This window comes from Bailinhaonella thermotolerans (assembly GCF_003594875.1).
Taxonomy (GTDB): domain Bacteria; phylum Actinomycetota; class Actinomycetes; order Streptosporangiales; family Streptosporangiaceae; genus Bailinhaonella; species Bailinhaonella thermotolerans.
On sequence record NZ_QZEY01000003.1, the window covers coordinates 37302 to 48578 of the forward strand.

General features: G+C 73.1%; 13 protein-coding genes and 1 tRNA gene. 9 read left to right on the forward strand and 5 right to left on the reverse strand.

The genetic code is table 11. The features are described from left to right. Positions 1-120: 120 nt before the first annotated feature. Positions 121-615: a YajQ family cyclic di-GMP-binding protein gene (locus tag D5H75_RS09425; RefSeq protein ID WP_202638073.1), complete on the reverse strand. Its 495-nt coding sequence runs from the start codon at positions 613-615 to the stop codon at positions 121-123. Positions 616-813: 198 nt separating this feature from the next. Here D5H75_RS09425 and D5H75_RS09430 point away from each other — a divergent pair. The 4 genes from D5H75_RS09430 to D5H75_RS09445 all read left to right on the forward strand — a co-directional run bounded on the left by D5H75_RS09430 (position 814) and on the right by D5H75_RS09445 (position 3687). After that, positions 814-895 (forward strand) — tRNA-Tyr (locus tag D5H75_RS09430). Between the two features lie 459 nt (positions 896-1354). Continuing rightward, complete coding sequence (locus D5H75_RS09435) at positions 1355-1642, forward strand: hypothetical protein (protein WP_119926031.1); 288 nt, start codon at positions 1355-1357, stop codon at positions 1640-1642. A 207-nt stretch (positions 1643-1849) separates the two neighbouring features. Continuing rightward, positions 1850-2593: an SDR family NAD(P)-dependent oxidoreductase gene (locus D5H75_RS09440; RefSeq protein WP_119926032.1), complete on the forward strand. Its 744-nt coding sequence runs from the start codon at positions 1850-1852 to the stop codon at positions 2591-2593. Positions 2594-2763: 170 nt separating this feature from the next. Further along, the gene (locus D5H75_RS09445) at positions 2764-3687 is read left to right on the forward strand and encodes an RNA polymerase sigma-70 factor (protein WP_119926033.1); all 924 of its coding nucleotides are present in this window, start codon (positions 2764-2766) and stop codon (positions 3685-3687) included. A 42-nt stretch (positions 3688-3729) separates the two neighbouring features. On the opposite strand, the gene D5H75_RS09450 is transcribed toward D5H75_RS09445, so the two are convergent. After that, positions 3730-4902 (reverse strand): PP2C family protein-serine/threonine phosphatase, encoded by a 1173-nt coding sequence (locus D5H75_RS09450; protein WP_119926034.1) that lies wholly within the window; start codon positions 4900-4902, stop codon positions 3730-3732. A 273-nt stretch (positions 4903-5175) separates the two neighbouring features. Between D5H75_RS09450 and D5H75_RS09455 the strand changes: the two genes are divergently transcribed. Beyond that, positions 5176-5748: a hypothetical protein gene (locus tag D5H75_RS09455; protein ID WP_147425099.1), complete on the forward strand. Its 573-nt coding sequence runs from the start codon at positions 5176-5178 to the stop codon at positions 5746-5748. A 132-nt stretch (positions 5749-5880) separates the two neighbouring features. Here the strand turns inward: D5H75_RS09455 and D5H75_RS09460 are convergent, their stop codons facing one another. The 3 genes from D5H75_RS09460 to D5H75_RS09470 form a co-directional block, all read right to left on the reverse strand. Continuing rightward, a complete protein-coding gene (locus D5H75_RS09460; RefSeq protein WP_147425100.1) occupies positions 5881-7017 on the reverse strand; it encodes an MFS transporter in 1137 nt (378 codons plus the stop codon). Beyond that, a complete protein-coding gene (locus D5H75_RS09465; RefSeq protein ID WP_119926037.1) occupies positions 7014-7829 on the reverse strand; it encodes a MurR/RpiR family transcriptional regulator in 816 nt (271 codons plus the stop codon). Before D5H75_RS09465 ends, D5H75_RS09460 begins: the two co-directional genes overlap by 4 nt. 185 nt (positions 7830-8014) lie before the next feature. Continuing rightward, the gene (locus D5H75_RS09470; protein ID WP_119926038.1) at positions 8015-8380 is read right to left on the reverse strand and encodes a MerR family transcriptional regulator; all 366 of its coding nucleotides are present in this window, start codon (positions 8378-8380) and stop codon (positions 8015-8017) included. A gap of 284 nt (positions 8381-8664) precedes the next feature. Here D5H75_RS09470 and D5H75_RS09475 point away from each other — a divergent pair, with 284 nt between their 5' ends. The 4 genes from D5H75_RS09475 (at position 8665) to D5H75_RS41380 (ending at position 11143) form a co-directional block, all read left to right on the forward strand. Next, positions 8665-9630 (forward strand): aldo/keto reductase, encoded by a 966-nt coding sequence (locus D5H75_RS09475; RefSeq protein ID WP_119926039.1) that lies wholly within the window; start codon positions 8665-8667, stop codon positions 9628-9630. A gap of 200 nt (positions 9631-9830) precedes the next feature. Beyond that, positions 9831-10313, forward strand: coding sequence for a hypothetical protein (locus D5H75_RS09480; RefSeq protein ID WP_119926040.1), 483 nt, complete (start codon positions 9831-9833; stop codon positions 10311-10313). A 256-nt stretch (positions 10314-10569) separates the two neighbouring features. After that, entirely contained in the window at positions 10570-10926 is a 357-nt protein-coding gene (locus D5H75_RS09485; protein ID WP_119926041.1) for a VOC family protein, read from the forward strand. A 58-nt stretch (positions 10927-10984) separates the two neighbouring features. Next, positions 10985-11143: a hypothetical protein gene (locus tag D5H75_RS41380; RefSeq protein ID WP_202638002.1), complete on the forward strand. Its 159-nt coding sequence runs from the start codon at positions 10985-10987 to the stop codon at positions 11141-11143. The last annotated feature ends 134 nt before the right edge of the window (positions 11144-11277 follow it).

Genomic DNA, 11277 nt, shown 5'->3' on the forward strand with positions numbered 1-11277 from the left:
AACGCCCGCGCCTCCCCCGTCACAGACAGGGCGGAGCGGGCGTTCGCCGGAGGGAAAGCGGGTGCCGGGGCGCCGGCCGTACCCGGACGGGGCGCGCGGGCGCCGGCCGTACGGCGCCGGCTAGCGGTAGTTGACGAACTGGAGGGCGATGTCCAGGTCCTTGCCCTTGAGGAGGGCGATGACCTCCTGGAGGTCGTCCTTCTTCTTGGAGCTGACGCGGAGCTCGTCGCCCTGGATCTGGGCCTTGACGCCCTTCGGGCCCTCATCCCGGATGATCTTGGAGAGCTTCTTCGCGTTCTCCTGGTCGATGCCCTCCTTGAGGTTCACCATCATCCGGTACTCCTTGCCGGAGATCCGCGGCTCCCCGGCGTCCAGCACCTTCAGGCTCAGGTTGCGCTTGACCAGCTTCTCCTTGAACACATCGAGCACGGCCTTCGCGCGTTCCTCGCTGTTCGCCTTGATCTCGATCGCGTCCTGCCCCGACCACGAGATCGAGGCCCCGGTGCCCTTGAAGTCGAACCGGTGCCCGATCTCCTTCACCGTCTGGTTCAGCGCGTTGTCGACCTCCTGCCGATCGATCTTGCTCACGACGTCGAACGATGAGTCGGCCATCAGTACGCGTGTCCTCTCTCAACTAAACGGGCCGGGGCGCGGGCGTCCGGCGGGCCCGGCCTCTCCCCACGTCGCCCCCTACGACCTTAGCGATCCAACCCACCCAAACGACGGACCGAGCCCCGGACGCCGCCGATGTCACGTCCCCGCCCGAAGTCCGCTATCCTTCACTGTGCCGGGAAGCGAAAGCCTCCCGGCGGAGGCAGGTTGCCCGAGTGGCCAAAGGGAGCGGTCTGTAAAACCGTCGGCTCAGCCTACGCAAGTTCGAACCTTGCACCTGCCACACCAGCAGGAATCGGCCCCTGACCAGCGAAAAGCGGTCAGGGGCCGATTCGTTTTGAGCATCCGGTCTAGTGCCGCGAGTCCGGCCGGACACGGGTGGCCACGGAGAAATCCCGGAGCAGCTCCACACCTTGGCCGTCGCGGATTGCCGAAGGCGATCGACGGCGCGTGCTCCCTTCCTCCGCGCGGCTGTGTCGGGCGGGTCGACTGAGCTGCGCGGAGGTCCGTGGCCTGTTCGGGGTGCGGGGCCGCGTAGTGCGTCGTGCCGAAGGACGCCTTCGTGCGTTCGCCTCGCGCGGCTTCGGAGCGTACGGCGGCGAGGAGCCTTGTCGGCGGGGAGGGAGTGGCTGGGGCGCCTAGTCCGTGATCTTTCATGGGCGGCTGAGGTGTTTCGGGTGATTGACAGCGCTTTCGATGCCGCAGAGATTGATCGGAGTGGCTGCGGGCTGTGCGAGGGCTGATGGACTGGATTTTTCTGCTGAGCGCGGTCGCGTTCTTCATGGGCGCCGGCGGCATGATGGTGATGTTCCGTCGCTGGCGGAGCCGCGGTGACCGCGTTGCCGGGGCGGTGCTTCTCGTCGCCTTCGGCCTGTGGGTGGCGTCGGTGTTCGTGGCGTCGGTGGATGGCGACACGACACTCGGAAGCCCCGCGTTCTGGGTCGCCGCGCTGTCGTTGCTCACCGGCTTGGGCGGGGGAGTCGTGACACTCGTGCGGTCGTCACCTCGAAGCCACCGAGAGGTGAAATGAGCCGTTTCGAGGGCGCGTCAAAGCCTGATCCTTCAGATGACTGACGCGGGCACTGGCGGTCGCCTCCGCGATCGTTGACTGGCGGACCATCTGGAGTGGGGGAGGCTCCGGGGGCCCCGGCGGCGGCCCTGGTGGCCATCGGCACCTGGTCGGTGTGAGGTCGGTCACTTGTGTCACGTGAGGGGGCGGCGTTCCGTCTACTAGTGCATGACGAACAACGGAAAGACCCTCGCACTGATCACCGGCGCCAACAAGGGACTCGGCTTCGAGACGGCCCGCCGCCTCGGCGAGCTGGGCTGGACGATCTTCCTGGGGTCGCGTGACGAGGGCCGGGGGCGGGCGGCCGCCGGCAAGCTGGCCGCCGGCGGCGTGGATGTGGTGGTGGTCCCGCTGGACGTGACCTCCGACGCGTCGGTGGCCGGGGCCCTGCGGCTCGTGCGGGAGCACACCGACCGGCTGGACGTGCTGGTCAACAACGCGGGCGCGCCTGGGAGGGGGGTCCACCCCGCGGACGCGACGGCCGAGGAGCTCCATTCCGTCTACGACACCAACGTGTACGGGCCGGTCCGGGTCACCCAGGCGTTCCTCCCCCTGCTGCGGGCGGCGGACAATCCGCGGGTGGTGATGGTGTCCAGCGCCGTCGGTTCCTTCGGAGTCCAGACCGATCCGGCGCAGCCCACCGCGAAGATGCACGAGCTCGCCTACTCCTCGTCCAAGACCGCGCTGAACATGATCACCATCCGGTACGCCCAGGCGTTCCCGGAGATCAAGTTCAACGCCCTGACCCCCGGCGAGGTCGCGAACCACAAGTTCGCCGCCACCGACATGAACAACCACCGGGGCCAGCTCACGGCCGCCGAGGGCAGCGACCCGATCGTGAAGCTCGCGACGCTCGGCGCCGACGGGCCGACCGCGACCTTCATCGACCGCCTCGGCCCCGTGGCGTGGTGACGCCTTCGTGAGCCCCTCCCGCCCCGTCCCCGCACCGGAGTGCCCGCGATGACCCTTGTGTCCCTTTTCGATAGGTTGGGCGGCGGCATCCCCGGGGCGGGGAGCGGCGCGGCGGAACGGCGGAGAGCCGCCACCGCGCGCCGGGGTTCCGGGGGCGGGAGGAGAGCGCGATGGGCCGGACCGACGACTTCGAGCGCTTCCGGCCGCTGCTGTTCTCGATCGCCTACCGGATCCTCGGGAGCGTGGAGGACGCCGAGGACACGGTCCAGGAGGCGTGGCTGCGGTACGTCACCGCCGAGGCCGAGCCAGTCTCGGTCCAGGCGTACCTGACGACCACCGTGACCCGGGTCGCGATCGACGCGCTCCGCGCGGCCCGGGTGCGCCGGGAGGCGTACGTCGGGGAGTGGTTCCCCGAGCCGCTGCTGGAGGATCCCTACGACGACCCGGCGCGCTCGGCGGAACTGGCCGACTCGATCTCGATGACGGCGCTCCTGATGCTCGAACGGCTGAGCCCCCTCGAACGCGCGGTGTTCGTGCTCCACGACGGGTTCGGTTTCGGCTTCGCGGAGGTCGCCGCCGCGGTGGGACGGTCGGAGGCGGCGTGCCGGCAGCTCGCGGTGCGCGCCCGCCGGCACATGACCGAGGGCCGCCCCCGGTTCCGCGTGGACCGGCGCGAGCGCGAGGAACTCGCCGGCCGTTTCCTGGACGCGCTGCGCGGGGGCGACGTCGGCGCGCTGCGCAAGGTGCTCGCACCCGGCGTGCGGAGCGCGGGCGACGGCGGCGGCAAGGCCCCCGCCTTCGCGCGCGCCGTCACCGGCGCCGACAGGGTCGCCCGGCTGCTCGGCGCCATGGCGCCCGCGCTGCTCGCGATCGGCGGCCGGATCGAGGCGCGCGAGGTGAACGGCCAGCCCGGGGCCGTCTTCCTGGACCCGGAGGGAAAGATCATCAACACCCTGGCGCTCGAAATCTACGACGGGCGCGTCCAGACGATCCTGGCGGTGATCAACCCGGACAAACTCCGCCACCTGGGCCCGGTGGCGGACGCCTGGAGCGTCGACCGGCTGGCGCGCCAGGCGATGCGCGCCACCGGCTGACCCCGCCTCGGCCGGCCCGCGACCGCCGTCTTCACGCCGGCGTCAGCTCGGGGTCGTGGCGGGGCCGTTCCAGTCGAAGCAGAGGACGGTGGCGTCGTCCTGCAGGTCGCCGTGGGCGACGTCGTTCACCGCGCTGGTGAGCGCGCGGACGGCCTCGCGGGGATGGAGGTCCCGGCCCTCGCGGATGAGGGCGGGCAGGTCGAGGGCCGCGGCCTCACGCTCGCGCATGCCGTCGGTGATCAGGATCAGCCGGTCGCCGAGGCGCAGCTCCAGCTTCTGGATGGAATAGGGCCAGGTCATGGGGACGCCGAACGGCAGATCGGCGTCGAGGTGGACCTCCCGCACCTCGCCGTCGCGCAGGAGGAGCGGGCGCGGATGGCCGGCGTTGACGACCTGGACCATGCCCTGTTCGAGGTCGACCCGGAAGAGCTGCCCGGTGGCGAAACCGCGGTTGTAGTGGGACAGGGCCTGGTGGGCCTGGCGGGCCTGTTCGAGCACGTCGCCCCGCTCCCGCCGGGCCCGGCGCAGGGCGCCGACCAGGAGCGTGGCCAGGATCGCCGAATCGACGTCGTGCCCCATCGCGTCGGTGATCGACAGGTGCAGGGTGTTCCGGTCCAGGGCGTAGTCGTAGGTGTCCCCGCCCACGTTGTCGGCCGGCACCAGCCCGCAGGCGACCGTGAACTCGGCGGCTTCGCAGCAGGAGGCCGACGGCAGCAGTTGGTGCTGGATCTCCGAGCCCAGGCCCATCCGGGTGGTGCGCTGGCCCGAGTGATAGAGGTCGGTGAAGCGGCGGTCCGTGACGATGATGTACGCCAGGGCGTGCGCGGCCTCCCCGATCTGCCGCCGCACGGCCTCGTCGGTGTGCGGCACGGTCAGCTCCAGCAGGCCGATCACGTCGCCCCGGTTGGTGACCGGGGCGAGCACGCGCTCCTGGCCGTCGCGCCGGCTCTCCCGGTACAGCCGCTGGCTGCGCAGCACATCGTCGTACACGCTGCCGCGCAGCCGGAACCGCTCCGCGGTGTGCCCGCTTTCGGACCCACGCTGATCGGCCAGCCGGACCACTTCCTGGCCGATCAGATCGACGAAGAGGAAGGAGACGTCGCTCGCGTCGAAGCGGTCCCGCAGGTTGCGGGCGACCACCGCGACCGACTGCACCGGCGAGGCGTTCTCGGCCGCCACCAGCACCTCACCCAGCCCGAACGACTCCCCGGCCACATCCGTCTCCTTCGCTCGGGGACAGTCCTTCCCCACGCCGCGCGGCCTTCACCAGATCGCGGCGCGACCTGGAGGAAGGCGCCCGCGGACGATCAGGGCGAGCCGGGCGAGCCGGGCGGGCCGCCGTCCACGCACTCGCCGCCGAGGTGCCGGGTCGGCGGCGTACGCCTCGCGGGGGACGGGGGTTCGGCCCGGAGGGGGACGAGGGGGTGGGGCCGTAGCGATCAACATGGGCCGAGGACGAGATACCCGCGCGGATGGAGGGCGATGAGCATGAGTGGGTGGGGGAAGAAGGGTTCGGCCCTGATGGCGGGGGTGGTGCTGGCGGGACTGCTGCCGGCGGGGCCCGCGGCGGCGTCGGTGACGTTGACGATCCGGCTCGCGACGACCTCGACGTTCAAGGAGTCGGCGGGGGTGGACTTCACGTGCCCGTGGAACCAGGTGCTGACCGGGCGGGCGCACAAGGGGGACGAGAACGGTTACACGACGTACTACTGCAGCCGCGTCCTCTTCAACGGGGAGGAGGCGCAGGTGACGGTGGGGGACTGGAGCCTCGGCCAGCGGGAGGACTACTCGACGTACCAGGCGCCGTGGAACCACGTCCTGGTCGGCCGGTGGCACACCGGGGACGAGAAGGGGATCACCCGGTACCGCCCCGGCACGATGACCTGGCGGGGGAGGCAGGTCTACATCGACATGCACACGTGGACGGGGCCGATGCGGGAGAGCTCCCACGCCAGCCACGCCGACGTTGACCAGCGCCAGATCATGACCGGCCGGATCCACTCCGGCAACGAGAACGGCGACACCAAGTACCAGTACGGCAAGATCTTCCTCTACGGCTGACCCGCGTCCCACCCCCCGGCCCCGCCCCGCCCCGCCGTACGGCCGCACCACCGCCGTACGGCCGCGCTCGCCGTACGGCTGACGCGGCGGCGGTTCGGCCCGCACCGCCGGGCCGCCGGGGCGGGCACGCGGTCAGGGCGGGTCGGGTGAGGCCGAGCGGGCGGTGCGGAGGTGGAGGGCGGCGGCGGTCACGCCGCAGGCCAGGCAGGCCGTCCACAGGTGTGCGGGGGCGGCGGCCAGGAGGGCCTGGCCCGCGGGGGCGCCCAGGACGAGGCCGAGGTTCCAGGTGCTGCTGTAGGCGCCCTGCGCGGCGCCGGCGCGGCCCGCGGGGGCGATCTTGGCCAGGTGGGCGACGGCGGTGGGAGCCTGGAGCACCTCGCCCAGCGACCACACGACCACGGCGGCGGCCTGGACGGCGAAGCCGCCGGGCAGCCCGTGGGCGGCGAACCCGGCCCCCACGAGCAGGGCCGCCGCCACGAACGCGGCCGTCGTGCCCACGCGGGGCACCAGGCGCCCGGCCAGCGGCTGCACCGCCACCACGACCACGCCGTTGACGGCCAGCAGCGCCCCGATCGCGGCGCTGTCCCAGCCCGCGCCGGTCAGGGCCAGCGGCAGGGCGCCCTGTTTCTGCAGGTAGACGACGGCGACGAGGAACGCCGCCAGCAGGAACGGAGCCAGCCCCCGCGTCCGCCCGTCCGGTACGGCGGAGCCCGCGCGCCCGGGCCGCACGCCGGACGGCACGGGCACGGCGCGGGCCAGCGCCAGGCAGCCCAGCGCGGCCACGGCCTGGACCACCAGCGGCACGGCCGTGCCGGCGGCCAGCAGCAGCCCGGAGGCGGCCGGGGCGACGGCCGCGGCCACGTTGTGCGCCCAGTAGGCCCAGCCGGCCGCACTCATCCGCCGCTCCGGCTCCACGGCCTCCATCAGCCAGGTCATCACGGCGGGGCGGACGCATCCGCCGGTGAACGAGGCCGCCGCGGCCAGCGCCACGAACGCGGCGGGCCAGGGGCAGGCGGCGGCCGCGGCCGACAGCAGGGCGGTGCCCCCACAGGCGAGCATGACGGTCCGCCGGGGCCCCGCCCGATCGGCCAGCAGCCCGGCCGCCCACCCGGCGGCGACCGTGCCCGCGCCCACGGCGACCAGCAGCAGCGACGTCGTCGTACCGGGGCCGAACCGGCGCAGCGCCAGGAGCAGCAGGAACGCGGGCGCGACCGATCCGGCGCGGGAGAGCGCGCCGAGGACCATCAGGCGTCGCGCCGGATCTCTCACCAGGCGGCCTCGGCGGAGGTGGCGGCGAACGCGTCCAGCGCCTCGCGGGCGCGCTCGCCGAGCCGGTCGATCAGCGCCAGGCAGACGGCGTCGAACACCACGAACTGCCCGACCCGCGAGGCCGTGGACTCCAGCCGGAACGCCGGGTCGTGGCCTCCGGTGACCAGGACGTGGTCGGCGTGCCCGGCCAGCGGCGTCGCGCGGAAGCCCACCAGCGCCACCACGGTGACCCCGCGCTCACGCGCCGCACGCGCCGCGTCCACCACGGACCGGGTGCCGCCGGTGTGGCTGACCAGCAGGCACGCGTCCTCGGGGCCGAAGCGGCGGGCCAGCACCCCGGCGGCCAGGGGATCGGCCGGGGCCACGGCGTCCACCCCGATGGCGCTGAGCCGCAGCCCCGCGTCCTGGGCGACCGGCCAGGACAGGCCCGCCCCGGACACCAGCACGCGCCGCGCCCCGGCCAGCGCCCCGGCCACGGCCTGGACGGCCGCCTCGTCCACAGTGGCCCCGAGCGCGTCCACGGCGGCCCGCGCCACCTGCGCCGCCGTCGCCAGGTGCCCGTCGGGGGCGGCCGGCCGCGGCCTCGCCCGTGCCGCCGCCAGCCGGACCCCCTGGAACCCGGCGTACCCCAGGGCCTGGCAGGCCCGCACGACCGTCGAGGGCGAGACGCCCGCGCGCTCGGCCACCTCGCCGATCCCCAGCTCCGGGAGTTCCGCCGCGAGGCGCACCATCAGCTCCGCGACCCGCCGCTCACTGGCCCGCATCCCGGCCCCGGCCGCCCGCAGCCGCGCCTCAAGGGAATTCTCTTCCATAAGGAATGAATATATATGGAACGTAATTCCAGGAACGCGCAAGGGTCTCCCGGGCGGTCGTGACCGGGGTCAGGGTGGCGGGGAGAGCGCGTCCGGCGGCGGGTCCGGCCGTGCGCCGGCCGCCGGAGGGGTACGGCGGCGCGGGCCGTGCCTGAGGGGGTCAGGCGGGGCCGTGCCTGAGTGGGTCAGGCGGGGCCGAGGGAGCGGTAGTAGGCGATCTTGTCGCGGATGCGGGAGCGCTTGGCCCGCAGGTCGGCGATGTGCTCCTCGACGCGGCGCTCGTGGGCCTCCAGGAGGGCGACGCGCTCGGGGATGGTGGAGTCGTCGCCGCGCGCGAGTTCGGCGAAGCGGAGCATGTCGGCGATGGGCATGCCGGTGTCGCGCAGGCAGCGGAGCCAGCCCAGCCAGGCGACGTCGTCCTCGCTGAACCTCCGCCGGCCGGACGCGGTCCTGGACACCGGCTCCAGCAGGCCGATGCGCTCGTAGTAGCGCAGCGTGTCGATGCTGAACCCGGTCTCGTCGGCGACCTGCGCGGGGGTGTAGACGCTCACGACGGAAGGATGTCACCTGGAGCGCACTCCAGGTCAAGCGGCCGGCCCCGGTGATCCGTCGCCCTCGCCCCGCGCGTCCGGCCTACCCCCTCGCCGCGACATCCGCCGCGCCTCCCGCCCCACCCCTGCCGAACCCCTGCCGCGGCCCGCGCCGTGATCGCCTGCCGGGAGCCCTCGCCGCGACGCGCCCGCCGCGTGCCCGGGCTCGAATCGGGGAACGCGGAGAACCGGGCGGGACCGGGCGCTTGACCTGGAGCGCGCTCCAGGTCGCAGGATTTCCGTCCATGCGACAGATCACGATCGGCAACAGCGAGAAGTCCGTCACCGGCGGGGTCCTGGCCCTGGGCGCGCTCCCGTTCGGGACGCGGGTGGACGAGGAGACGTCGTTCGCCATCCTCGACAGGTTCGCCGAGGCCGGCGGCACGGTCATCGACACCTCGAACAACTACGCCTTCTGGTTGGACGGGGCCACGGGAGACGAGAGCGAGACCGTGGTCGGGCGCTGGCTCGCGAGCCGGGGAGCGCGCGACCGCATGGTGATCAGCACGAAGGTGGGGGCGCGGCCCACGATCCCCGGCGATCGGACGCTCGACCACATCGAGGGCCTGTCGGCGGCCGCCATCAGGAAGGGCGCGGAGGGGTCGCTGCGGCGGCTCGGCACCGACCGGATCGACGTCTACTGGGCGCACGTCGAGGACAGGTCCGTACCGCTGGAGGAGACGGTGGGCGCGTTCACCGAGCTCGTGGACGCGGGCACGGTGAAGGCCGTCGGCCTGAGCAACCACCGGACCTGGCGCGCCGAGCGGGCGCGGGCCCTCGCCCCGGCCCACGCCAGGCCGTCCTGCCTCCAGCTCCGCCACTCCTACCTGCGCCCCCGCCCGGGGGCGCGGCTGATCGAGGGCGGCCACCAGCAGGTCACCGAGGAGGTCCTGGACTACGTGGCCGCCGAGGGACTGACCCTCTTCGTCTACAACAGCCTGCTCGCCGGGGCGTACACCAACCCCGACCGGCCCCTCGCCGGCTACTACGACCACCCGGGCACGACCGCCCGTCTCGCCCGCCTCCGGGAGGTCGCGGCCGAGCTCGGCGCGACCCCCAACCAGGTCGTCCTCGCCTGGCTCATGACCGGCGAGATCCCCATCGTCCCCATCGTCGGCGTGAGCACGGTCGCCCAGCTCGACGAGGTGCTCGCGGCCACCGCCCTCACCCTGGACCCCGCCCTCCGCGCCCACCTGGACGAACCGGTCTGACCTCGCCCATCTGGGTGAACCGGCCAGGCCTCGCCCACCTGGACGGAGCCGTCCTGCCTCACCCCGCCCCCGGCCCGGCCTGACAATTGGCCGGCGAATTCGCTGACAAATGGAATTCGAAGTCGAAGACCCCGGAATGGTTTGTGCCGAGGGCGGGCGTGAGGCTTTGTGAGGTCGACGGCGCGGGTTACAGTCGCCGCATGTTTTTGAAAGTCCTGCGGGGGTTCTTCGTCGTTGTCGGACTCGGCCTGCTGACGGTGGTGACGCTCTGGTCGATGGACGACGTCGACAACGATATCCAGCTCAATACCGGCAACGTCCGAATGCGATGTGAGCCGGCGGGGTCGGGCGGCCGGTCGGTCTGCGAACTGAGCGGCGGGATCAACGGCGGCGGGCCCGACCTCAACGAATTCGCGGTCGCGACCACGGGCGGGATGCTCGGGCTGGGATTCATCGGCGCCGCGATCGCGCTCGGGCAGTTCCAGCGCCCGGAGCCGGCTCGGGCAGGAAACGCCCAGGCCGGCCCCGCCGTCCACACCCCGCACGCCGCGGGGCCGCAGCCGCAGCCCGCGCCGGCGATGGGCGCGGCCCCGCAGCACGCGTACCCGCCGCAGCAGTACGACCCCCGGACGATGCCGCAGCCTCCGCACCAGGGCTGGGGGCCGGGTCGCGGCGAGGGATGACGGCCTCCTCCGGAACCGGAGGCCCCTCCCGATAAGACACGGAGGCGGGGGTTGCCTCGGAACGCCCATGGCCGCCCCGCGTGTCCGCCTCCGCCATGGGCCCCTCGATGCCCGGCGTTTTCGGTCACATGAATCAGGCCGGAACGGTTGACCGAAATATGGGGACAACCGATCAGGAATCGAGAAGCGCCGGCTCCCGGGCCGCGCCTAGCGTGAAGTGGACGGGCCGCTGAGGCCCACGACCTCAGGAGTGACGATGAGCACCTCTTCCACGCAGGGCATCCTGACCGTGCTGCACCCCGTGTCCGACCTCGCCAGGGCCAAGGCGGTGTACCAGGCGCTGCTCGGCGTCGAGCCGCAGGCCGACTCGCCCTACTACGTCGGCTTCGAGGCCGCGGGCCAGCAGATCGGGCTGGTGCCGAGCGGCGTCGGCCAGGACATGGACTCGCCCGTGGCGTACTGGCACGTCGCCGACATCGACGCCAAGCTCGCCGAGGTCACCGCCGCCGGAGCCAAGGTGAAGGAGGCCCCCCGCGAGGTCTCCCCGGGCCGCCGCGTGGCCACCTTCACCGACCCCGACGGCAACGTCCTCGGGCTGATCCAGGACAGTTGACCGCCGGCCTCCCGCTCGGCCGCCCCGGCTCAGGCCGTACGGCGCGCGAGGTCCCACCGTGCGACGCGCGAGGTCCCACCGTGCGGCGCGCGAGGTCATGCCGTACGGCGCGCCGGGGGCCCGCCGTACGGCGGCGCGCGAGGTCTCCGGCTCAGGCCGTACGGCGGGCGCGCGGGGCGGCGTGGCGTGCCGCGCGGCGGGTGACGGGCGCGGATGAGGCGCGTGCCGTACGGCGGGCGGGGGCGGTTCGCGGGACGGGGTGGGGGTGAATCGGACATACTCTCGAAGCCGGTCATATCGAGCCGGGCGACGCCGAAGACGCCGTGAAGGCGGCCCCCTACCGATGGAGAC